19 protein-coding genes are annotated in these 24,906 nt (G+C 49.3%); 11 read left to right on the top strand and 8 right to left on the bottom strand.

From position 1 onward, the window contains the following. The first annotated feature begins 85 nt into the window (after positions 1-85). Both SAR116_RS11370 and SAR116_RS13950 read left to right on the top strand, forming a co-directional pair. Positions 86-610, top strand: coding sequence for a hypothetical protein (locus SAR116_RS11370; RefSeq protein WP_148212303.1), 525 nt, complete (start codon positions 86-88; stop codon positions 608-610). A gap of 33 nt (positions 611-643) precedes the next feature. After that, the gene (locus tag SAR116_RS13950; protein ID WP_148212420.1) at positions 644-1,018 is read left to right on the top strand and encodes a GIY-YIG nuclease family protein; all 375 of its coding nucleotides are present in this window, start codon (positions 644-646) and stop codon (positions 1,016-1,018) included. A 7-nt stretch (positions 1,019-1,025) separates the two neighbouring features. Here the strand turns inward: SAR116_RS13950 and msrP are convergent, their stop codons facing one another. The 3 genes from msrP to SAR116_RS11350 form a co-directional block, all read right to left on the bottom strand. Next, on the bottom strand, positions 1,026-2,000 hold the full coding sequence (gene msrP / locus SAR116_RS11365; RefSeq protein ID WP_013047086.1) for a protein-methionine-sulfoxide reductase catalytic subunit MsrP: 975 nt from the start codon (positions 1,998-2,000) through the stop codon (positions 1,026-1,028). An 88-nt stretch (positions 2,001-2,088) separates the two neighbouring features. Then, on the bottom strand, positions 2,089-8,637 hold the full coding sequence (locus SAR116_RS11360) for a lipoprotein receptor-like protein (RefSeq protein ID WP_013047085.1): 6,549 nt from the start codon (positions 8,635-8,637) through the stop codon (positions 2,089-2,091). Between the two features lie 619 nt (positions 8,638-9,256). Further along, positions 9,257-10,459, bottom strand: coding sequence for a pyridoxal phosphate-dependent aminotransferase (locus SAR116_RS11350; RefSeq protein WP_013047084.1), 1,203 nt, complete (start codon positions 10,457-10,459; stop codon positions 9,257-9,259). A 537-nt stretch (positions 10,460-10,996) separates the two neighbouring features. On the opposite strand from SAR116_RS11350, the gene SAR116_RS13755 reads away from it, so the two are divergent. Next, positions 10,997-12,667, top strand: coding sequence for a calcium-binding protein (locus SAR116_RS13755; RefSeq protein ID WP_013047083.1), 1,671 nt, complete (start codon positions 10,997-10,999; stop codon positions 12,665-12,667). After that, on the top strand, positions 12,648-13,121 hold the full coding sequence (locus tag SAR116_RS11340; protein ID WP_041860934.1) for a hypothetical protein: 474 nt from the start codon (positions 12,648-12,650) through the stop codon (positions 13,119-13,121). The genes SAR116_RS13755 and SAR116_RS11340 overlap by 20 nt, the downstream gene beginning before the upstream one ends. Positions 13,122-13,268: 147 nt before the next feature. On the opposite strand, the gene SAR116_RS13610 is transcribed toward SAR116_RS11340, so the two are convergent. Both SAR116_RS13610 and SAR116_RS13605 read right to left on the bottom strand, forming a co-directional pair. Next, complete coding sequence (locus SAR116_RS13610; RefSeq protein WP_238531202.1) at positions 13,269-13,391, bottom strand: YHYH domain-containing protein; 123 nt, start codon at positions 13,389-13,391, stop codon at positions 13,269-13,271. A gap of 55 nt (positions 13,392-13,446) precedes the next feature. Continuing rightward, positions 13,447-14,502 (bottom strand): hypothetical protein, encoded by a 1,056-nt coding sequence (locus SAR116_RS13605; RefSeq protein WP_148212298.1) that lies wholly within the window; start codon positions 14,500-14,502, stop codon positions 13,447-13,449. Positions 14,503-14,666: 164 nt separating this feature from the next. Between SAR116_RS13605 and uvrB the strand changes: the two genes are divergently transcribed. The 4 genes from uvrB (at position 14,667) to moaD (ending at position 20,173) form a co-directional block, all read left to right on the top strand. Next, entirely contained in the window at positions 14,667-16,865 is a 2,199-nt protein-coding gene (gene uvrB, locus SAR116_RS11325; protein WP_013047080.1) for an excinuclease ABC subunit UvrB, read from the top strand. Between the two features lie 490 nt (positions 16,866-17,355). After that, complete coding sequence (uvrC, locus tag SAR116_RS11320; RefSeq protein ID WP_041861466.1) at positions 17,356-19,233, top strand: excinuclease ABC subunit UvrC; 1,878 nt, start codon at positions 17,356-17,358, stop codon at positions 19,231-19,233. Between the two features lie 67 nt (positions 19,234-19,300). Beyond that, on the top strand, positions 19,301-19,867 hold the full coding sequence (gene pgsA / locus SAR116_RS11315) for a CDP-diacylglycerol--glycerol-3-phosphate 3-phosphatidyltransferase (RefSeq protein ID WP_013047078.1): 567 nt from the start codon (positions 19,301-19,303) through the stop codon (positions 19,865-19,867). 48 nt (positions 19,868-19,915) lie between these two features. Continuing rightward, entirely contained in the window at positions 19,916-20,173 is a 258-nt protein-coding gene (gene moaD / locus SAR116_RS11310) for a molybdopterin converting factor subunit 1 (RefSeq protein ID WP_238531155.1), read from the top strand. A 57-nt stretch (positions 20,174-20,230) separates the two neighbouring features. On the opposite strand, the gene SAR116_RS11305 is transcribed toward moaD, so the two are convergent. Beyond that, positions 20,231-21,109, bottom strand: coding sequence for a branched-chain amino acid aminotransferase (locus SAR116_RS11305; protein ID WP_013047076.1), 879 nt, complete (start codon positions 21,107-21,109; stop codon positions 20,231-20,233). 127 nt (positions 21,110-21,236) lie between these two features. On the opposite strand from SAR116_RS11305, the gene SAR116_RS11300 reads away from it, so the two are divergent. Genes SAR116_RS11300 through SAR116_RS11290 form a run of 3 tightly spaced genes read left to right on the top strand, consistent with a single transcriptional unit; the run spans position 21,237 to position 23,777 of the window. Beyond that, positions 21,237-21,734 carry a MarR family winged helix-turn-helix transcriptional regulator gene (locus SAR116_RS11300; protein ID WP_041860931.1) on the top strand — a complete coding sequence of 166 codons (498 nt, stop codon included), beginning with the start codon at positions 21,237-21,239 and terminating at the stop codon, positions 21,732-21,734. A gap of 31 nt (positions 21,735-21,765) precedes the next feature. Further along, a complete protein-coding gene (locus SAR116_RS11295) occupies positions 21,766-22,458 on the top strand; it encodes a response regulator (protein WP_013047074.1) in 693 nt (230 codons plus the stop codon). Further along, entirely contained in the window at positions 22,458-23,777 is a 1,320-nt protein-coding gene (locus tag SAR116_RS11290) for an ATP-binding protein (RefSeq protein ID WP_013047073.1), read from the top strand. The genes SAR116_RS11295 and SAR116_RS11290 overlap by 1 nt, the downstream gene beginning before the upstream one ends. A 9-nt stretch (positions 23,778-23,786) precedes the next feature. On the opposite strand, the gene SAR116_RS11285 is transcribed toward SAR116_RS11290, so the two are convergent. Both SAR116_RS11285 and SAR116_RS11280 read right to left on the bottom strand, forming a co-directional pair. Beyond that, complete coding sequence (locus SAR116_RS11285) at positions 23,787-24,152, bottom strand: tRNA-binding protein (protein ID WP_013047072.1); 366 nt, start codon at positions 24,150-24,152, stop codon at positions 23,787-23,789. After that, a complete protein-coding gene (locus SAR116_RS11280) occupies positions 24,118-24,798 on the bottom strand; it encodes a TetR family transcriptional regulator (protein WP_013047071.1) in 681 nt (226 codons plus the stop codon). The genes SAR116_RS11285 and SAR116_RS11280 overlap by 35 nt, the downstream gene beginning before the upstream one ends. Positions 24,799-24,906: the final 108 nt, after the last annotated feature.

Raw genomic sequence — 24,906 nt, 5'->3', positions numbered from 1 at the left:
ATTAACCCCCGCCTCTTATACTGCATCCGCCAGAATATTCTGGCACTCAGGATGGAGAGATGAGATGAGGCTTTGGGTTGTGCATATGAATGGCTTTACTCCAGAAACTTGGCCTGTGGTTTCATTACCCAGACTAGGTTCGGTGAAAAATCTTAAACATAAAATTGATGAGGCAGGCTCAGAGACACGTGTCGTTTTTGTTGGAACTGGTGGCAAATACACAAAAAAACACGAAAAAGGTAAATTATTGGGTCTTGTCGATATTCACGATATGCCAATCTTCAACACAGAAGAAGTCATCGACGAAAAACATAAATGGAGCGATGAAAACAAAACTGAACGAAGCGAGATATACAATGATGCTGGAATGATAAGATGGCCGACTGGAATAGCGATCAAGCGGAGTTGGTATTTTAAAGAACCTCCAGATGCAAAATCAGAACATTTACTCGGCATCCTTAACGCCGCCGGAAAAAAGGTTTTTTACAATCCAAACTTAGGCATCGGCAATGCTTGGGAAGTAGAAGACAAGAAACGAGTTGAGAATATTTTGAACTTGCCACGCGGTGATGAAATTTACCCAAATATTGATCCTGCACAAGCAGACTAGACAGGCCTACCCACCGGTCCGACACAAGGACCAATCCCTGCAAACAGAAAAAATCAGTTAGCACCTCAAAATGCCAAACCTAAAAATCACCCTAACCAAGCCTATACTTATGTCCTGCGTTTTGCTGACTCTGACTGCTACAAAATAGGCCGCACGATTGATTTAAATAGACGCTTGAGTGAGATTAATGCCCACATTCCAATCGAAATCTTGGGAGAAGAAAAGTCTTGGAGGCAATACTTTTCTCATGCGTGGGAAGATGAGGATTGTGAACAACTAGCTCATGATTGCGAAAATTATCTCCGCAATCTTCTGTTGGAAGACCATCGCACATATGGTGAGCGCGTTAAATGCGACAAATCAAAAATGAAATGGGCTTGGAACAAAGCCATTAGACAGACAAGCTAACCAACACCTAAAAATACAGCGTCCGGTTATTGTCAAATGACATATCGGCATAGAGTCCCGCCACCTGATCGCCATAGCCGTTAAAAATCTCAGTTTGCACCCTTTGTCCGGTGCCCAGCAAGCGTTCGGTGCGTTGCGGCCAGCGCGGATGCGGCACGGTCGGGTTCACATTCGCCCAGAACCCATATTCGGTGCCTGCCAGCTCCTGCCAGAATGACACGGGCTGTTCGGCGGTAAAGCTAAAGCGGACAATCGATTTGATTGACTTAAAGCCATATTTCCACGGCACCACCAGCCGGATTGGCGCGCCATTCTGGTTCGGCATGCTTTTGCCATAAATGCCGGTCGCCAGAAAGGCCAGCTCGTTCTGCGCCTCGGCGATGGTCAGCCCTTCGACATAAGGCCACGGATACCAGCCCTGTTTTTGCCCGGGCGCAACATCCGGATCGAGAAAGGTTTCCATACGCAGATATTTGGCTTCCGGCAACGGCTTGGCCAGCGCGATCAGTTTCGCCAGCGGCACCCCTGTCCAAGGCACCGCCATCGCCCATGCCTCGACACAGCGATGCCGGTATAGCCGTTCTTCCAGCCCGCCCATCTGGCGCACCAGATCTTCGGCATCCAGCGTCATCTCCGATTCAACAAGCCCGTCAATCGTTACCGCCCACGGGTCGGTTGTCATATTGCGGGTTTTTTTCCAGATATTTTTGGATGACCCGAATTCGTAAAAATTGGTATAGGTGGTGGCCTCTTCCTCGTCAGTGATCGCCCGATCCAGACTATAGGCGTCATTTCGCAGTGCCGGATAGCCGGTGATAGCCGCCAGCGCCGTTGAGGCCATGCCGCCGCCCATCATCGTACTGGCCAGACCAAGGCCGCTAAATCCGGCCGCTTTCAACCAGCTACGACGGTTCATATAGACATGTTCGGGTGTCGCCGCGGATTCGGGCAAAGCCCATGACGCTTTCTTTTTAATCAGCATATCTGTGGTCTCCCATATCTGTTTCTGACCCAGTTAACCCGCCTAATGTGGCGGTTATGAGGCACCTTTTATCCACACCATCATCACATTACATGACATCGGGCGATGGGGCGTCAAGGTCAATCACCTCTATGTTGTCATTGATAAAGAAATCGGCATCCAGCGCCCGATACCAAGGGTTAGTGACCCGCCCATTATAATCATCAAGCACGCCGTAAATTTCACTACGATTTTCTGTTTTATAAAGGATCGTATCCATATCCGTGTCACCATCCACATCCTTCACATCGAACCAGACCTGCGTGGCATCCCCCAGATCAATAAGCTGGCCATGCTCACGGTTAAATGCCCGATCCGAATTTAAGGATTTGTTGAATTCATCAACTAACGTCACCAGCTCCGCATCATTCAGGTCATCAACCACCCAATGATGTAGGTCGTTTTTGGTGCGAATCTCATGGGTGAATTCACGCAAGATCACCGTCTGCCCCAGAATGTCAAAATGCGTTGCTGTCAGATCACTAGCATCATCGATGATCTGATCCTGCAGGCTTGGTTGCACATCTTGATCATCAAAGGCAAGAAATACATAATAATCGGCATCCTGCGCCCCCGAATCCAGCAGATAGATGCCTTTGCTGGTCTGCTTGTACCAGACCTCGGTAACAGAATACCCAAGGCCGATCTTGTCATGATCTGGGGTAAAATCGGTGATTTTATGCGCTTTATCGGCAAAACGTGTCTGGCCACGATAAACCAGAAACACATCATCATCAGGGCTATAGATTCTTACTCGCGTTTGCGGATCATAACTATGGCTATGCCCACCTGTCATGGTGGTTTGGTTTATACCCGCAACCAGAATATCATCGTCTGCCCCGCCATAAAGGTCTGTGGTAGAACGGCCGGCACGTAAATAATCATCCCCACGACTTCCATATAGTTCGGTAAAGCTGCTATTGTCTGCGTCTATGAGATTGTTTCCTGCATCGCCTAAACCATTGGGACTGTCATTGCCCTGATTTGGCCAACGCACATTTTTTACCGCAAAACCGTCTTGATCATTGATTGTGAGATGGAGGCGATAAAATCCGGGTTCAATTGGTGTAAATATCGCTGACTCACTAACCAGAATAGCTTGCTCAGAACTCCTATGGATCAAAAACCATTGGTAGGTGGCATCCTCCTCAGCAACATTGAGTGCTGTCAAAGGGCTTCCTGTAATGCCAGCGCCATGAATTTGCGCAAGCGGGGGATCAAGGTCAATCACCTCTATGTTATTATTCACAAAGAAATCGGCATCCAGCGCTCTGAGATATATACCAGAAGTGCGCCCATTATAATTATCAAGCACGCCGTAAATTTCACTACGATTTTCTGTTTTATAAAGGATCGTATCCATATATCTGTCACCATCGACATCCCTGACATCGAACCAGACCTGTGTAGCATCCCCCAGATCAATGAGGCGGCCATTAGCAAGCGCATCTGCCCGATCTGTTGCCGGATCAAAATTCACAGATCTGTTAATTTCCTGGTAACTTAACGTCACCAACTCTGTATCATCTAGGTTATTAACCACCCAGTGATGCAAGTCGTTTTTGGTGCGTATCTCATGCGCAAATTCACGCACCGTCACCGCCTGCCCCAAAATGTCAAAATGCTCTGTTGTCAGTTGGCTGGCATTATTAATGATCATATTCTTCATGCCAGTTGGAACGTAATAATAATAATCAAAGGCAAGAAATACATAATAATCGGCATCCGGCGCGCCGGAATCCAGCAGATAGATGCCTTTGCTGGTCTGCTTGTACCAGACTTCGGTAACAGAATATCCAAGGCCGATTTTATCATGCGTTGGGGTAAAATCGACAATTCTATGCGCTTTATCGGCAAAGCGTGACAGGCCGCGATAGACCAGAAACACATCATTATCAGGGTTATAGATTGTTATTGATGTATGTGGTCCCGTGGGCTGTTGTTCTTCACTATACCCACCTGTCATGGTGGTTCGTTTAGTACCGGCAACCAGAACATCATTGCCTGGCCCGCCTTCCAAAACTTCCCTAAAAATATTTGCGTCAATATAATCATCACCAGCATGACCATGACCATTATCATGATGTAGCCTGGTTAATATGATAACATCGCTTCCTCCACCACCAGCACCATAGCGAGTGATACCTTCCCCGGGACTATCCCAGTGAATATTGTGAAATAACGTGCCTGATATTCCGTCTATCTCCACCTCTATCCGGTAACGACCAGGTTCAATCGGCGTAAATGTTGCCGAACGACTGACCAGCATATCACCCAGATACCATTCAAACGTCGCATTTCCATCACCACTATACTCTATTGTCTGTTCATGTTTTACCTTGGCAACATTGCCTGTCACCTGAAAGGTTCTGATCTCCAGCGTCAATGGCGCAGGCACAGTCCCCGTTCCGCTTGCCTCCAGAATGATTTGATGAATATAGGGGGTGTTTCTATAGCTTATACCATCAATATCAACAGTGACCGATCCAAAACGGAACGCACCTGTGCCGGCAAAGGGACTGATCGACATATATGGTACATCATTATTCAGCCTGACATTGTTCGTACCCACACCATCATCAAAAATCATGAAGTTGATCGTCTTGGCGGTTTGATTACCTACACCAGCCAGTAGCACTATCTTCTTACTGGGTGTCTGATTTACTCCACCTTCCGCAAACCTGAAAAAGCTGGGTTTCCGGTCTCCCACAATATCACTTTCCGCAACTGGGGCAGTCCCTTCTTGACGCGCCTGTTCAACCTGTGGCCGCTGTCCGGGCGCACCATATAAAAATTGCAAGGCCGCAATATCGGCCGGTTTCAATATCCGGACATTCTTTTTATAACCCATTATCGTATAGTCAACTGCATCTCTAGCCTCTGCTGTAGGGGCAGGGTCATATGGCCGATTGGGGCTGGAGTCCCACGGATGCTTCAACCCCAGAAGATGGCCAAGTTCATGCAGAAACACATTTTCACTTTTTGATTCATCATCCAGTAATGCTTTTCTGAAAATAAGCTTCATTCTATTAATCGCTACATTAAAATAGGGAAACACCGCTTGCCCAAGAATCACCCGCCCTTCCCCGACATTCCCCGGAATGACATCCATAACCTCTACTGTGAAATCAGCATTCACATTGGTAAAATCCCCCACCTCGATAAATTTGATATTGGCAATGCGCTCAATCGCCGCGATGGCCTTGGCCATAAATGCACGCACCTTCACCACAATATCGGCTTTTTGCACTATGCCTGCCTGCTTTCCAGAAGCTCCAGCCGCGTCCGCCTGATTTTCAAAGGTTCCAGATGAACATGCCGCGCAACCACAAGTGCTAGAATGCACCTCGTCTATATTATATTCAGAATTGTTATCAGAACTGTTATCAGAGCTGTCAGCTGTTGGCGGGGCGTTACCCTTCATCGCATGTTTGATGATCGCATCGATCATCTTGATTGACCATTTCAACACCAATGGGCCACTAGCTGGCATCATCCAGTAACTTGATTTGATAATGTTCTGAACAGGTGCTGCTAGATTGTCATCTGAACTGGATTGCATTTGGGCATGACCAGAATGACGCGCCTCATTCTTCAGATCATCAACATGTAATGACATGCGGTAATACTCACGCTCACCGCTACTAAGCGTTCGTTCAAATTGCAGTTCATAGATATTATTTCGATCTTGATCCGCCGGGGCTTCATAATTCAGATATTGCCATTTATCGGTAACACCAGCCACAGGATTGACATACATCAATTTGCTTCCATAAAGCTGAAACAGGCTGTTATCGCCATAGCCGTTAGATAGGGTCAGGCCATTATCGATAAAACGCTGTGGCAGTTTCACAATCGGTAAATCAAGCGGGCGATTTTCATGAACATGATAGTGCCAGTCACTACTGGATGATGCCGTTTCCGGCGTGTCTGCTACGTCTCCAACATCTTCGGGGGTGGATGGCGGCAATGCAGACAGACGAATCTCAAACTCCTCTGGGGTGCTTCGTAATTTTTCACGACTGTCATCAACCGCAATTACCCGCAGCTTTATAATTCCGTTGCGATTATCGGCATGATCAAAATCAAATTTTTGTCCTGCTTTGACCCGTAATTCATTACTCGGACCCCACTCAAACCTTGTCTCTTCAACCCACTCACCTGCCGCATTCTGGCGCTCTATGATGAAAGCCGAAATCCCGTCACCAACATCTTCATCATGCGTTGTAAAGCGGATTCCGGTGGTGGCCGCGCTGGTTGTCTCATCCGGCGCTGTCTCCTGAATTGTTCCTTTTTGGTTGGTGGTTCGGGCTACAGTCGGGGCTTCGGGCGTATTTTCAACGCTTAAAACATAGCGTGCCGACAAATTAACCTCACCATGACCATCCGAACGCACACCGATAGTGGCCGTAAAGGACACCCCCGGATCAGGTAATTCAATGCCGCCCCGTAGCCATAATTCAGTCCCTCTTATTTGAAAGTAATTTTGAGATTCCCCCGTCAAAAACACTGTATTGACGCCCTGACCATCATCGGTAATGTCAATGTCGCTTAGCTTGCGCGCAACGGTTCGTGCACCACCCACCGTTTCCTGTGCTGTACCGCGTGACGTTACAAAGGCAAGCCCCGTTGGCGCTTGATCGGGTGGCGGTGGGGCGGTAACGGTGAACGCCGCCGAATAAAAGGGGGCGCTGGTGGCGTTGAACACATCATCATCCACCGCCGTCACCTCTAGCCGATAAGTGCCCTCCTCACTCGGGGTGAAACGCACACTGGTTTCATTCGGCACATATTGCCATTGGCCATTCACCTGCTTCTGCCATTTATAGTCAAAGTCCAATGAACTGTCATCAGGGTCAGTTAGCCCATCCGTCTGCGCCGTGACCGCGGTGCCTGTCTCCACATTGCTACCTGCCACATTGCTCCCTGCCAGATTGCTAACCGAAACCGTACCTGTCGTCGGATCGTTTTGGTTCGTGATGTGAACAGTGACTGTTTTTGACACAGAACGTGTGGGATCGCTTGCCGTAATACGCAATGTGATGACACCATTCGGGTTGTCAGCATGTTCATAATCAAATTGCTGACCAGCCTTGACATAAAGCTTGTTATTTTTAACTTCAAACCGCGTGTCACGGACAAAGCGATTACCCACCTGCCGCTCAATAACAATGGGCTGTAAATTCCCATCAGCATCATCTGCCCGCACATCTATGTTCGTGTTAATCTCTGAAGAGGTGCGTGCATTGCCGATGGTTTCGTTCAGTGCGGCCTGCGGACGTGCCTGCGAGACAGTCAAAGTTGGCGGATATTCAATATCACCAACGGTGAAGCTGACAGTCTCGACATCGGTGCGGCCAGTCGCATCACGCGCGGTGATCGTCAGGCTAATCGTTTCGCCAGATGTGAAGGTTTTGCCTGCCTTTACCCATAACTGGCCATTGGATCGCACCTCAAAACGATCATTGCTTACCTCAAGGGGCGAACGCAGATTATTATCTGCATCTGTCGCCGTAAAGCGATAGCCGGTATCTGCGGCTTGGCTGTTTGTGGTTTCCTCTAGGGCTAGTGACTGTGTGCCAGATTTGGTCAGAACAGGATCATATTCGATTGCCTCTACTTGACGCGCAACCTCCTGCTTCAACGCAGTAAGTGCAGCTTTAAGTTCAGCTCTTAATCGGTCTATTTCTTGTGCGTTCTGCTGAATATCATTCTGATTCCGTGCAATATTATCCTCATTCTGCTTAATTTGAGAGGAAATACGGGGCAATATTTTTTCGACAGCCTTGCGGACGGCTTTCCTGATAGGGTCATTGGTTTCTTCATAGATGTTTTGCTGTAAAGGATCGTATTGCTCAGGCAAATCTTCCCGATTTATGCTTTTCCTAGCAAGGCCATGCGTGATCGGTGAAACAATGTTGGCATTAGGCACAGACAAAAGGGTGTCTGGTAATTGACCTGCATATTTAGTGTTTCTTGTATCGACCATCACGGCTTTGTTTTGATGCTCGGCTGGCACTTGACCGCTATACCTACCTTGTTCGTTGGTCTGGCCAGGGATGCGATAATCATCTTCATCAATTCTTTGGTTGTTGTTCACATCCAACCACGCAACGCCACCGCTGAATGGTTTGTTATGTACAAAGCCTGATTTTTGCACCATAGCCGGTGCGGCCGGTGCGGCCGGTGCGGCCGGTGCGGCCGGTGCGGCCGGTGCGGCCGGTGCGGCCGGTGCGGCCGGTGCGGCCGGTGTGGATGGCGTACCGCTGGTCGCTGGCCCACCGCCACCGCCACCACCGCCGCCGCCACAGGCCGACAAGGCCGTGCCAGATAACAGCGACAACAAAACCCATTGCAGGCGGCTTAAGGTTCCATGCGACGCCACAGTGCCGTGTCGCGCCCTGTCGGAATCACACCCATTACCAGCCTGAAAATACGCGTTCACGCGGGTATCATGAAGCCCAAGAACAGGGGGGACATGCCGATCTGAAAAACGGGGGGCGTCGTCAATAGGGGCGACAATAGGGGCGACAATAGGGGCGTCAATAGGGGCATTATGTGCTAGATTTTCTAGATTTTTAGTAATTTTAGCGTTCACCTTTCTTCACCCACATCAATCTCACAAACCACGTCAAACCAAACCGATTTCAGCTTGATGTGTTAATTTCAGCTTTAATTCAAAAATGATGATATATGTAAAAGGTTAAAAAAAAGTTTACAAAATCATGGAAAATAAGGCTGGAAACTGAGTGTCACAGCTTGAGTGGGGGCAAGATAATCAAGCCAGCCAACTTTACAGAAATCAGCGTTAGGAAGATCATCTGCTAGGCAGGCAGGCTGCTAATCATCCACGTCCGATCATGCGTCTTTACATCTATATTCAGTGATGAGATAGCATTTTACACTAAATTATTAAATTCTGATTTAATGGATATTTATGATTATACTAATAGTTATGTGGCATGAATAACGCTTGCCGGAATTCGAATGCCGTAACCTATTTATACATTAGTTTTATTTGTTTTAATGGGAAAATATAAAATCAATGGATCGCATTTTAGCTAAGAACATTAGGATAAATCTGAAGAAAATCACCGCGATGATATATCATTTAAGTCTGTTTTATTATGCCAGCCGAACAGCTTTTGGGATCGGCTTTTGGAAAAATGCGAGGCGAAAGCATCTTAAAAATATGATGTCCAGAATATAAGAAATATCTATTTAAGTGCATCAACGGCGTCGCGGATACGGGTCATCGCCGCATCCAGCATTTCATCCGACGCCGCATAGGACACGCGGAAATGCGGCTCGAGACCAAAGGCGACACCTGGTACAATCGCAACTTCTCCAGCTTGCAGGATATATTGGGCAAAATGCTTGTCCGTTTCGATAACCATACCATCAGGCGTGCGCTTGCCGATCAACCCTTCGATCGAAGGATAGACATAAAAGGCGCCGTCGGGCATCGGGCAGTCAATGCCGTCAATCGCATCAAGCGCGGCCACAACCATTTTGCGCCGCCGGTCAAAGGCGGCCAGATTCGACCACATGAAATCCATCGGTCCGTCTAGCGCCGCCACCGCCGCATATTGGGCAATCGAATTCGGATTCGAGGTTGATTGCGACTGGATTTTGGCCATCGCCTTGATCAGCGGCACCGGCCCCGTGCAATAGCCGATCCGCCAGCCCGTCATGCAGAAGGATTTCGACACGCCATTCGCGGTCAGAATGCGATCCTGCAAATCGGGGGCAATTGCCGCCAGCGTGGCGAAGGTAAAACCATCATAGCAAAGATGCTCGTAAATATCATCGCTGATTACATGCACCGCCGGATGCTGGCGCAGAATAGCGGCAAAGGCGGCCAGTTCATCGGCGCTATAGCCAACGCCTGTTGGGTTTGACGGGCTATTCAGGATCAGCCATTTGGTACGCGGGGTTATCGCCGCATCCAATTGCGCGGGGGTCAGTTTCATACCATGCGCAAGCGGGCATGGCAGAAAAACCGGCACGCCTTCGGCCAGATCAACGATGCCCTTGAAAGATACCCAATAGGGCGTCGGGATTAGCACTTCATCGCCCGGGTTCAACGTTGCCAGCAAGGCATTGAACAGAATCTGTTTGCCGCCCGAGCCAACGCTGACCGCATCTACCGACGTTTCAATACCGTTTTCACGGGCAAATTTCCGGACAATCGCTTCTTTCAATTCAGGGATACCATCAACCTGCGTATATTTGGTCTTGCCATCAGCCATCGCCTTTTGCGCGGCCTCCTTGATATGCAGAGGCGTGTCAAAATCCGGCTCGCCCGCGCTCAGGCCAATGACATCACGGCCGGCACGCTTCATATCAAGCGCCATGCCGGTGATTTCCACGGTTGGCGACGGGGCCAGGCGGATAAGGCGATCTGAAATAAACGGCATCGGGCTCTCCTATGATCCAATGATCCAAGGGGTGATAATGGCGGCCTAAGCAGATGATGCTGGCACCATCTCGGCGCTTATGATCAAGTTATGCGACCAGACGGCATTTTGGGCAAGGGTTTTCATACACCTTGGGACGCAGAATGACAGATACGCGAATTCTGCTGGGCGACGTCTGGCGATGCGTAGCCAGCATCCATTTGTTCACGAAATGTTTCACGTGAAACATTGTGCCGACTGTTCGCTGACTTAAGACAGTTTCATACTGACAGTCAATTTTGGACACCAAATATGCACCCTTTAACAAGGTCAATCAGCGTAAGACGGCGCCATGCGACGTGAGGCAGAGCCATGCGACGTGAGGCAGAGCCATGCGACGTTAAGACAGGTCAAAGTGCATTGGCGTGCAGGTAGATTGATTTAAATATTATTTAACTTATGTTTAATTTAGATAAATTGATTTATTTCAATGGCTTGAAATATGTCTATTTAATCACTTGAGTAAATTAATACTATTGATTGGATGGAGACGGGCATATGCAAAATAAAACAAATATTAGAGAAGACAGTGTCCGGCGGCAACGCAACATCTCAAAAAACCGAAGCCAGACAAGGTGCCGTGACATAACAAACTTATCAGACACACCAAATAAAGTGGCAAAAGACGCCACAGACACAGGCGGCATAGGCACCACAGGCACCACAGGCATCACAGCCGGTATGGGTTTGAGTCATAATAGCATCGCAAGGGAAGATAGGTCAGCCGACGACCGTACCCGAAAAACCAACGACCCCGCGATTTTAGGCATGCTATCAAAACTAGCTGCCGATATGTTCACACCAAATAAAGTGGCAAAAGACGCCACAGACACAGGCGGCATGGGCATCACAGGCGGCATAGGCACCACAGGCACCACAGGCATCACAGCCGGCATGGGTTTGAGTCATAATAGCATCGCAAGGGAAGATAGGTCAGCCGACGACCGTACCCGAAAAACCAACGACCCCGCGATTTTAGGCATGCTATCAAAACTAGCTGCCGATATGTTCACACCAAATAAAGTGGCAAAAGACGCCACAGACACAGGCGGCATAGGCACCACAGGCGGTATAGGCACCACAGGCGGCATGGGCATCACAGGCGGCATAGGCACCACAGGCAGCATAGGCATCACAGCCGGTATGGGTTTGAGTCATAATAGCATCGCAAGGGAAGATAGGTCAGCCGACGACCGTACCCGAAAAACCAACGACCCCGCGATTTTAGGCATGCTATCAAAACTAGCTGCCGATATGTTCACACCTAGTAAATCAGCAAAATCAGCACCAAGCAAATCAGCACCAAGCAAATCAGCGCCAGATAAACACGCACAAAACACGCACACATACACCACAGACAAAGGCACCACAGACAAAGGCACCACAGACAAAGGCACCAAAAGCAAACGCTTGGGCGACAAGCACGCCATATCAGCTGCTAGAATGCCACCTGTTAGTATGTTGCCCATGATCTTGTTGCTGGCGTCATGTAGCGATAGAAGCCGTTACGCCACCCCCGAGACAGCTATCGCCACCCTTACAGACGCCAAAAAGGTCACCGTTCCCGACAACATTGCCGAGGCTAGGCAGGTTACGGTTCTGTATAGCCCCTATGATGCGGTGCTGAACAGGTCACCAACGCCGGTGTCGGTAGAGCTGAACGGATATATCCAAGGCAAGGCGGAAGCGCCGATTACAGATACGGCCTGGGCGCTACATGAAGGCGAGATGCAAGGGCTGATGCTAAATAGCGATAGCGGCACGCTGAGTGGCCAGCCAAGCGCTTCAACAAGCCTGACAATACGTGCGACAAAAGCCGATGGCACAGGTGCAGATGTGATCGTGACAGTGATTGTCCGCGAGGTGATTGGTGATAGCACGGCGACGCAAAATCAGACCCTGTCCGAAACGAAAGGGGAAAATATCGCCTATATGATCCTGGGCGGCGATGGTAACGATATTCTAAACGGCGCAAACAATGCCGATGATATACGCGGCGGCGGCGGCGATGACATATTGACTGGCGGTGCGGGGGCTGACCGACTGGATGGCGGCACGGGCAAGGATACGGCGTCCTATGCCGGATCAAACGCGGGGGTGCAGATTACGCTGGCTAATGATGGCAGTGCGGCAAGCATTGCCGGCGGGCATGCGACAGGTGACAGGTGACAGGCTGATCTCTATCGAAAATCTGATCGGTTCGGATCATGACGATGTGCTGAATGGCAATGATGGTGCCAATGTAATGACTGGTGGTGATGGCAATGATCTTTTCGGCATTGACCGCATATCGACACATATAAGCGCGGCCGATGTCATTACCGATTTTGCTGGTCGAAGTGACCCCGCCGGACATACAGCCGACCGCGTTGATAAGATATATTTTGGTTATGAAACTGGCAGACTTCTCTATTACGCGCTTGCCGATCTGGATGGCGGTGGCACCGCAAATGATATGGTCATTTATGATGACGAAGATGGCGGCGATAACAATGTGCTGGTCATTTTGCAGAATGTAACCCGGTTAAGCAAATATGACTTTGCCGAAAATATGGAAGGTGTAGCAGCCCATGTGCCGGCTATAATGATCAATGATGGCCCGACTGTGACCGACATATTGTGATCACGGGGATAAGGGCGTGGGCAATCATCCCGATGTCATAAATCAATCCAAACATCATATTGTGGCGGGCTTGTATTCGCCAGCGATATTCTATTTGGCCCACCTGCCATTTTGCAGGTGTCTCCAACCAAGAATTTACAAATCTTGTTAACAGCCACTTTGGCGCTTCTTTCCATGATGACAATGGTAATGTCCTGTTTTTCGATTTTCATGGCATCCATATTTATCTGTGCCACCACTATGTGCATAGGTGCTTACTGGCACAGCCATAATAGCCAAGAAACTTAATATAATGATTATATGTCTCATTTTATATTTCTCCTTGTTAAACCATTTCCAAACTCACAACCTCGACCTCAAAAGCCAAATTTTCCGATAATGACCCACCATCAAACTGAAACTCATAGATATTATTTCCATCCTGGTCGGTTGGGTTGCTGTGATCGGTTGGTTGTTTGAAACGTAATTCAAAATTATTTTCGTCCCGCGCGACAATCTCAACATCATCTTTGTCCTCCCCCTCAATGGAATTAGGCGCATTTTCCAAGCTGAAAATCAGTGTTTCGCCTTCATTGATTTTGACTTCAATTTTGATGTTGGCATTAAGGTCTTCTGACGCAAAGCCACTTGAACTGTTACTATTTCCCGAAATGGCGAGAGATGTCTCTTCAGCAACGTCTAAAATATGCAAATTGAAAAATTCGCTTACGCTTTGCTCACCATATTTGACCGTTGCTTTGACGCGATAAATATTATTGCCATCCGTATCTTTCGGATTTTCATAATCCGGTGATGACAGAATATGAAACAATAAAGCGGTATCTCCATATTTTTGAATTTGAATTAAATGCGCATCCTCACCGCTAACAATAAATTCAAAATCTACAGATGATCTGCGTCCTAACGCATCTGTAAAGCCACCTGTAATAATAGCTTTTTGTGGTGATACGACATTGATATTCTGAATCGTTACAGTCGTACCTACCACCTGCCTAATCAGGTCAGTAGATGATGCTTCATCAATAAAAAACCTGCTTTTATTTTCACTGATCGTCCCCGTCTGCTCTCCAGTATCATTAGGTAAAAACCTGACTGTAGGATAAGAAGCGGTAAGTACCTCAGGTGAGGAAGCTGGGCTTGGATCTGGACGGGGCGTAGTACTAGCCACGCTTATGGACGATGGCACTTTACAACCACCGCCACCGCCGCCGCTACAGGCAGCAAGTATCAAAGCGATGAGTGGCCATGGATTATTGGAGACACTCTGTTGTGGACGAAACCCTTTGTTGTGCAACTGCATACAATGACTTTCAGCTGGATTATAATAATCTAATATACTGTTTTTATTATGTATAGTTACTGAGTAATATATTACTGTCAATAGATTACCCCCTTTTGAAAAACTTAAGGACAATCTAGAAACCACTATTTTGACAATATTATTTCGCGGGTTTATGACATTCGTGAGGCGCAGGGGATTTATCGCCCCCCCTAAATTTCATCTGCCCCCTTTCGCTTGATCGTGACTGCGCCTATCTTGAAAGGATGGATGAGATCGCCAAAAACAATGCCGCACCAGATAGCACCGCCGCCGCAAAAGCCGCGCCGGATAAGCTGCCGGAAAAACTGGCAGATAATCTGATCATCACGCGGGCGCGCGCGCCTGCCGATTTTGATCTGCAATCAGATTTCAAGCCCGCCGGTGACCAGCCCACCGCGATTGCCGAATTGATTGAGGGGGTCAAACAGGGTGAGCGCGATCAGGTGTTGCTGGGCGTGACCGGATCGGGCAAGACCTTTACCGCCGCGCATGTGATCCGCGAAATGAAGCGGCCAACCTTGATCCTCGCGCCGAATAAAACGCTAGCCGCCCAGCTTTATGGCGAGATGAAGTCGCTATTCCCCGATAATGCGGTCGAATATTTCGTGTCCTATTACGATTATTACCAGCCCGAAGCCTATGTGCCGCGAAGCGATACCTATATCGAAAAGGAATCATCGATCAATGAACAGATTGACCGTATGCGGCATTCGGCAACGCGATCATTGCTGGAACGCGATGATGTGATTATCGTGGCGTCGGTATCGTGCATCTATGGTATCGGGTCGGTCGAGACCTATTCGACGATGACGCAGAAGATCACCAGCGGCGAAGATTTCCCGCGGCAGGATATGCTGCGCAAATTTACCGAACTGCAATATAAGCGCAATGATACGAATTTCGTGCGCGGCACCTTTCGCGTGCGCGGAGATTCGGTAGAGCTGTTTCCGGCCCACCTTGAAGATCGGGCATGGCGGATTTCACTGTTTGGTGACGAGGTTGAATCGATCCATGAATTTGACCCGCTGACCGGCGAAAAATTTGCCAGCCTGCCGACAATCACGGTGTTTGCCAATTCGCATTATGTGACGCCGCGCCCGACATTGCAGCAAGCGTGTAAATCGATCAAGATCGAGCTGAAACAACGGCTGGCCGAATTGACCGAAGCCAATAAATTGCTGGAAGCGCAACGGATCGAACAGCGCACGCAATTCGATGTCGAGATGATCGAGGCCACCGGCGTCTGTGCGGGGATCGAGAATTATTCGCGTTACCTGTCCGGGCGGGGGCCAGGCGAACCGCCGCCGACTTTATTTGAATATCTGCCCGAAAATGCCTTGCTGATTGTCGATGAAAGCCATGTCACCGTACCGCAGCTGGGGGCGATGTATAAGGGCGACTTTGCGCGCAAATCAACGCTGGCCGAACATGGTTTTCGACTGCCATCCTGTATGGATAACCGGCCTTTGAAATTCGAGGAATGGGAAGGATTCCGGCCGCAAACAATCTATGTATCGGCAACGCCCGGAAAATATGAAATGGAACGCACCGGCGGGGTGTTTTCCGAACAGATTGTGCGCCCCACCGGATTGATCGATCCGGAATGTATTGTGCGGCCAACCGGCAATCAGGTTGATGATATTATCGCCGAATGCCGCGATGCCGCCGCCAAAGGCCAGCGCGTGCTGATCACCACCCTGACCAAGAAAATGGCCGAAGCCTTAAGCGAATATATGTTCGAAGCCGGATTGAAAGTGCGCTATCTGCATTCGGATATCGACACGCTGGAACGGATCGAGATTATGCGTGATTTGCGGCTGGGGGTGTTTGATATTCTGATCGGGATCAATCTGCTGCGTGAGGGGCTGGATATTCCCGAATGCGCGCTGGTCGGGATTCTGGATGCCGATAAAGAGGGCTTTCTGCGGTCAAAAACATCGCTGGTGCAGACGATTGGCCGCGCCGCGCGAAATGTCGAAGGGCGCGTCATCCTGTATGGCGACCGGATCACCGACTCGATGCAATATGCGCTTGATGAAACCAACCGCCGCCGTGCCAAACAAGAAGCCTGGAACAAGGCGCATGGCATCACGCCTGAGTCAGTGAAAAAGGATATTGCCGATGTGCTAGGTTCGGTCTATGACCGCGCCGACCATCTAACGCCGCAAGCTGGTGGCAAAGACGGCGCGCTGGTCGGTAATAACTTTAAAACCGTGATCGCCGATCTGGAAGCCAGCATGAAAGACGCCGCCGCCAATCTGGAATTTGAAGAAGCCGCCCGTCTGCGTGACGAAATCCGCCGGATGGAAGCGGCCGAACTGGGGCTGACAGCGCCAGGGGTGCCAAGCTCAATCGCTCAGAATTATGGATTCCCCGCGGGCACACCGGGCGCACCACCTAAAAAACGCGGGCGCCGACGGTGAGATTATAGACAGCAAAGTTACTCTGGATGATGGCCTTGTAACTTTATCAAATTCAGCTTTTGCTTTGTTTTCTAGATATTTTTCCGGTTTTGCTATTTTACGATTCAACAGCGATAGGCGTATGAATTTTTGACCGAATCAGGTGGTGTTTTGCACAAGAAAAAAAATTTGTCACAATTCAAGATAAATATAAGAAAATAAATATGAATTTTATTTCATTTTCCCTATTGCCATATTCTATCTAGTTGATTTTATTTATTTATATAAATATGCCTAAAATTTAGGCAAAGTGGTTATTTTCCCAGGAAATAAGGAAGATAACCCATAGAATACCTGTTTGTCCCCAGTTTTATCCACAGGGTTAGGGGATAGAATTTTACCGGTAAATTTAGAATCATCTTGTTGCGATTCGGGGCTATGCCAAAGTCTTTGAAAGGCTTAGATTAATTTCATGAGCACGCCGATACAAAGCCTTGATGATGACGCCAAGATGGGCAATCTGCCACCAGATATCTGGCGTGGCATCAGCTATCTGAAAGAAGAGCTGAAGGTGTTGCCGCATCAACCAGGTGTGTACCGGATGACCAATGGGCTGGGCGAAGTGCTGTATGTGGGCAAAGCGCGCGATCTGGTGCGGCGGGTTAGCAACTATACGCAGCCAAACCGACTTTCCAACCGGATCATGCGCATGGTCAGCGAAACCGAAAAGCTTGAGGTGATTGTTACCAAATCAGAAATCGAAGCCTTGTTGCTTGAATCAAATCTGATCAAGAAAATGAAGCCGCGTTACAATATTCTGTTGCGCGACGATAAAAGCCTGCCGCAGATTTTATTAACTGCCGATCATGATTTTGGCCAGCTGGCAAAACATCGGGGTCGCAAAAACCGCAAGGGTGATTATTTCGGCCCCTTTGCATCGGCCGGATCGGTGAACCGGACGGTTGCCGATCTGGCGCGCGCCTTTATGCTGCGCACCTGTTCGGACTCGGTTTTCGCCACGCGCACGCGCCCCTGTCTGCAATATCAGATCAAACGCTGTACCGCGCCTTGCGTTGGTTATGTCAATAAAGCCGATTATGCCAAACAGATGAATCAGGCGCGGCGTTTCCTATCCGGAGATTCGGCACAAATTCAACGCGATTACGCGCGCCGTATGCATGATGCGGCGGAAAAGCTGGAATTCGAAACGGCAGCGATCTGGCGCAACCGTATCCGCGCCCTCACCGGTATTCAGGCCAGTCAGGATATCAATATCCCGAATCTGAAAGATGCCGATATTATCGCCATTGCCCAAAGCGGTGCGCGATCATGTATCCAGATTTTCTTTATCCGTGGGGGATCTAATTATGGCAATCGTTCGTATTTCCTGACCCACCCGGGCACCACGCCACCCGCCGAAACGCTGACCGCCTTTATGGGGCAGTTCTATGACGACAAGGAAGCCCCTGCCGAAATATTGCTATGCGAAATGCCCGATGATGCCGATTTGATCGCTGATGCTTTATCGAGTCAAGCCGGACGGACAGTCAAGCTGAGCAGCCCGCAACGCGGCGCACGCCACAAGATCATGACGATGGCGATTAAAAATGCCGAAGAGGCGCTGGCGCGGCATCTGGCCAATTCGGCATCGCAACGACGCCTGCTGGGTGAACTTGCCGAAGCGCTTGGCCTTGCGGCAGCACCCGAGCGGATCGAAATTTATGACAATTCGCATATTCAGGGCAAACACGCTGTCGGGGGCATGGTTGTGGCGGGCGCTGAAGGCTTTATGAAATCTGCCTATCGCCGCTTCAATATCAAGGATGATGGCAAATTCGGCACCGTCCAAGGTGATGATTTTGAAATGATGCGTCAGGTCATCAACCGCCGCTTTGAACGCGCATTGAAAGAAGATCCGGATCGCCTGTCTGATAACTGGCCGGATTTATTGCTAATCGATGGTGGCAAAGGCCAGCTATCGGCGGTGACCGAAGTGATGGAAGAACTGGGCGTGAGCGATATTGATGTTGTGGCCATTTCAAAAGGCCCTGACCGTAACGCTGGCCGCGAACAATTTCACATGAATGGCCGTCAGAGCTTTACCTTGCCGCCAAACGCCTCGGCCATGCATTTTCTGCAACGGCTTCGCGATGAAGCACATCGCTATGCCATCGGCACGCATCGCAGTAAACGTCTCAAAACCGAACTTACCAGCCCGCTTGATGCCGTGCCAGGCATCGGCCCCAAACGCAAAAAGGCCTTATTGGCACATTTCGGATCGGCGCGTGCGGTCTCGGCTGCAGGGCTGAAAGATCTGGAAGCGGTCGAAGGTATTTCAAAAACATTTGCACAACAGATTTTTGATTGGTTCTATAGTGGTCAGAAATGATGTATTGGGATAAACATAGCAATGCGGGTTGTTAAAACCCTCTGACCAGCAAGCTAAAGGCAATAACATGATGTCTATCGATAGCATACCCAACTGGATGACTATGTTACGGATTGCCGTGACGCCTGTCATTGCCATCATGATTTGGATCGACGATGTGTCCTATGGCTATTTTGTCGCCTTCATCCTATTCACGATTGCCAGCATTACAGATTATCTGGATGGTATGCTGGCCCGTCAGATGAAGATTGAGTCAGGCTTTGGTGAAATGCTTGACCCTATTGCCGACAAAATGCTTATCGGCGCAGTGCTGCTGGCATTGGCAAGCGTGCAGACCAGTGGTTGGGTTTTCCTTGTGCCTGCCTTATTGATCCTAAGCCGCGAATTCATGATTTCCGGCTTGCGTGAATATCTGGCCAAGATCAGTTTTACCGTGCCGGTTACCCGCCTTGCCAAATGGAAAACAACGGTGCAGATTCTGGCGCTGGGCACATTGATTGGCGCACCTGCCTTCCCCAGCCTTATCTATGCACATGATATCGGCTTGATGTTGTTATGGGTGGCTACATTGCTGACCTTACAGACAGGCATGGGATATATAGTCGCTGGGTTGCGGCAAGTTCCAAATAGGTAATTTCATATCCGACTACAAAATTAAGATACTGCGAAGCCACCTGAGGTAATGATGGTCACTATTTTATATTTTGCATGGTTACGCGAACATACCGGATGCGCGACCGAAGACATAAAGATAAACGCCGATATGCACACTGTCGGCGATATCGTCGCTTATCTGAAAGCACAATCGGATGGCCATGCAAAAGCGCTGGGCGATATGGAAACAGTACGGGTGGCGGTAAACCGCACCTATGGCAGTATCGACACAGAGATTGCCACTGGCGACGAGATTGCTTTCTTCCCACCCGTTACCGGTGGCTAGCCCATATTGGCTTGCCCATATCGGCTTAAAGATCAGTTTAAACCTAGGCAGAGCTGTTTAACGTCCACGCACCAAATTTTCATAGCCGTCAACAAGCTGGCGGCTGATATCGGACGGGGTGAACTTGTAATCCCCGATCTGTGATACCGGCGTTACCTCGGCCGCGGTGCCTGTGAGAAAACATTCCTTCATGCTAGCCATGTCTTCAGGATTCATATGCCGCTCGACAACCTTGATCTGCATCGATTTGGCCATTTCAATCACGGTCTGGCGGGTAATGCCATTCAAGAAGCAGTCAGGAATAGGCGTATGGATAGTGCCTTCGCCATCGATGAAAAATACATTCGCGCCCGTCGCCTCGGCAATATAGCCGCGGTAATCAAGCATCAGCGAGTCCTGAAAGCCCTTTTTTTCAGCCGCATGCTTGGAGAGGGTACAGATCATATAGAGACCAGCTGCTTTGGCTTGTACAGGCGCCGACTCAGGTGATGGACGTCGCCATTGCGAAATGTCGAGCGTGATGCCTTTCATCTTGGTTTCGGGATCAAAATAGCTTGGCCATTCCCAAGCGGCGATAGCGACATGCGTTGTTGTCTGCTGGGCCGAGATTGCCATCATTTCCGACCCGCGCCAGCAAAATGCCCGCACATATCCATCAACAATATTATTGGCTTCGACAACTGCCAGTTTGGCAGCTTCAACCTCATCGTCGGTGATCGGAATATCAAAATCCAGAATGTTGCATGACTGGCGCAGACGTTTTGTATGCCGAACACCTTCAAAGACAACGCCTGAATATACGCGCTCACCCTCAAAAACGAGGCTTGCATAATGTAAACCGTGGCTAAGTGTATGTGTTTTGGCATCACGCCATGGCACAATTTCACCGTCTAACCAAATCGATCCATCTCTATCATCAAATGGAATTAACGCCATTGTTAGCTCCTAAATTCTGTCAACAACGTCAAAAATCTTAATGTTTTGTGCGTTGTTTAGTTCCAAACTGGCCATTTTATGTTACCTAAGGTATCAAGATATTCTGGCATAATTATAATTGGTCAACATGGCTGACATAAAACCGATTGGCAAGGCTCTTTTTTTACGCGAGGAGGAGCTTCGACGGGGAATAGAACTGATGTTCTTTGCCTATCGTGACTTTACAGGTGAACCCGACTCGATTCTGGAAGACCAGAATATGGGACGGGCGCATCATCGTGCCATCTATTTTATCGGGCGTAGCCCGGGGATTTCCGTATCCGAACTTCTGGTTATTCTGAATATTACCAAGCAAAGCCTATCGCGTGTATTATCAGCCTTGATGGAAGATGGGTTTGTTTTGCAGGAAACCGGCACTACGGATCGCAGACAAAGATTGCTATATCTGACCGATAAAGGCACCGCGCTTGAACATCAACTGACAAGCCTGCAAGGCAAACGATTCGCACGCGCCTATCGTGAAGCCGGGGTTGACGCTGTTGAGGGATTTCAACGTGTCTTACGCGGGTTAGTTGATCAATCAACGCGCGACCAAATAGACAGTTTTGACGATAAACCGAAGTGATCGCCATGATGATCGCAAGAGGCACACAATAATGAGTCAGCATCACATTCTGGTTATTGATGATGACGAACGTCTGCGTGATCTTTTGCGCCGGTTTCTGGAGGAAAGCGGTTTTCGTGTCACCGATGCCGCTAATGCCAGTGAAGCCCGCCAGATTCTGACATGCCTTGTATTTGATCTGTTGATAATCGACATCATGATGCCTGGCGAAACCGGGCTGGAGTTTTTACAAGAATTGCGCAAAAAGGATAATGTGCCAGTTTTATTTCTGACCGCCATGTCAGAGACCGAACATCGAATCGAAGGGCTGGAAACAGGCGCCGATGATTACATGTCAAAGCCATTTGAACCGCGTGAACTTGTATTAAGGATCAAACGTATTCTGGAACGTAAAGCAACCATCAGTCATGAGCCTAATGCGCTGATCAATTTCGGGCCTTTCGCCTTTGATCCCGCCACAAGTACGCTGACACGTGACGAGGAACGCATTCACATAACCACGGCCGAACAGCAACTTCTGGCAAGTTTTGCCAATGCTCCGGATACGGTGCTGTCGCGTGATGATCTGTCCAGCGCGGTTGAAGGGCGCATGGAAGGCCGATCAATCGATGTTGCGGTCGCCCGATTACGGCGGAAACTGGAACCCGATCCGCGGCATCCAGTATTTTTGCAAACCGTCCGGAATCGTGGCTGGCTTTTACGTACAGATAGGCCGCCCAGATAATGCAGTTACGCGAGTTTCTTCCCAAAACACTATTTGGCCGGATGTTATCGATTATTCTGGCACCGATGATTTTTGTGCAGATTATCACCGTATTCATTTTCTATGAGCGCCATTGGGACACGGTAACACGCCATATGGCGTCAAGCCTGACATCCGAATTTGCCTATCTGCTGGAAGGGCTTGGACCGGATCCGACTGACGAAGAGCTTCAGGTCATTATGGATCACGGCTGGCAATATTTTTCCTTTCCGATCAACTTTACCAAAGATGCCAGCCTTGCCGAAACCAATGTGACGCCCGCAGACACCTTTGCCGAACAGATGTTGCGGACAGAACTTGCCAAACGTGTAACATTGCCGTGGTATGTCGATGTCGATAGCAATCCGAATCTGATCTCGGTTGATATCGAACTTGGTAGCGGTGTGCTGCGCATCTATGCCAGCCGCAAGCGCATTTTCAGCTCGACCAGCTGGACATTCATCGGCTGGACAGTCGGGTCTTCGATCATTCTATTCGGCGTGGCGCTGATTTTTCTGCGTGGTCAGGTACGTCCGATTCACCGGCTTGCCAATGCCGCACGACAATTGGGTCTAGGACGCCAAGCCCCTGATTACCGGCTTGAAGGGGCGCAGGAAGTGCGGCTGGCAGGCCGCGCCTTTCAGGCTATGCGCCACCGTATCATGCGGCAGTTAAACGAGCGTACTGCCATGCTTGCCGGTGTTAGCCATGATTTACGTACACCCCTTACAAGAGTCAGACTGCAATTGGCGCTGATGGAAGATAATGATGATCTTAAGGCCATCCGTCAGGATATCGACGAAATGGAAGATATGATTGACGGTTATCTGTCTTTTGCCGCCGGCGAAGGTGAAGAACCAACGGTAGAAGTTGAAGTGGACAAGATGTTATCCCGGCTGGTCAGTCAGGCCGCCAAAGCCCATGATTTTGATATCAGCTTTGAAGCCCCCGAACCGGCAGTCCCGCCTTTTTCCATTCGCCGCAATGCCATCCAGCGCGCCTTTTCAAATATCATTTCCAATGCCGTGCGCTATTCGACCAAGACCGTTGTCACGGTGCGCATTCGCAATGATGAAATCACCTTTATATTTGATGATAATGGGGCGGGCATCCCCGAAGAATTGCGCGCCGATGCGATCCGACCCTTTATCCGGCTCGAGGAATCACGCAACCGTAAAACAGGTGGCACCGGACTGGGGCTGTCAATTGCCAGCGACATTGTGCTGGGGCATGGCGGCGAACTGACGTTATTGAATTCACCATTGGGCGGTTTACGGGTGACCATAAAGCTACCTATGTAGCCTTGTGATCTAATAGAGGCGGCCACCATCCGGCACCGATTTATCGGGACAGACCAGCACCACTTCGCCAGCATCATCAGGCACACCAAGTGTTAGCACCTCGGACATGACAGGACCAATCTGGCGCGGTGGAAAATTAACTACCGCCATGACCTGCTTGCCCAGTAACGCATCGCAATCATAATGTTTGGTTATTTGCGCAGATGATTTGCGCGTCCCCAGATCACCGCCAAAATCAATAACCAGCTTGACCGCCGGTTTGCGCGCTTCGGGAAAGGGTTCGGCCTTTATGATCGTACCGCAACGAATATCAAGTTTGAGAAAATCGTCAAAATGCGCTTCAGTCATGATCGGCTTCTTTATTTGCGGCGACATCGGCATCCGCCCTATCGGCCGCATCAGATTTTTGTCTGGACGCGCCACGACCAAAAACCCCAAGTGAATATCCCCAATCTTCGGCCTGTTCAAGACGACGGTCAATTTCCTTCATTGTCATCGATAAATCAGGGGAATCATCTTTGTGCCAAACACGCGCACTAGCCACCATCACGCCCACAACACCGTGAATGCGGGCTTCGCCTTGCCAGCCATGCGGATTATCGCCACATAATAATAACAGGCGGCGGGTAATGGCTACGCGCCTGGCTAATAATTCCAGACCAAAGGGCGGGGTGCGTAGCGCCGATTTAGCCAGCGAAGCCACGGCCTTTTTATGCGGATTATAGACCTCAAAACGGTGCAAAATAGCTTCGAGGATCTTTTCGCGGATCGACACCTCACCAGCATCTTTGAGATCGTCATAGGTTTCACTCATCGCCTTGTTATCAAGCATCGATAGATGATGCAAAATCAGCGCCGAAACAGTGCCCGCACAAATCGCAGCATAGCTACGATCGATATCGGCCGCATCAGCAACATCATCAAGGCTGATCTGCTCAAGCGGCTTATCTGCCAGCATGTCAAAGGCAACCGCGGCAAGCTGGCTCATAACTATAGTGGTATCCTGATCGGCGTCATGCATCACATCTTTACCCAGCAATAATGGATTGATACTCACTATATAAGAAAATAGACGCAGATTTCCAGCCAGCAGTCAAAATCAATGACTGGCGTGATTTAAAAATGGCGT

The organism is Candidatus Puniceispirillum marinum IMCC1322 (genome assembly GCF_000024465.1).
GTDB lineage: Bacteria > Pseudomonadota > Alphaproteobacteria > Puniceispirillales > Puniceispirillaceae > Puniceispirillum > Puniceispirillum marinum.
This window is presented reverse-complemented; position numbering and strand designations above follow the sequence as displayed.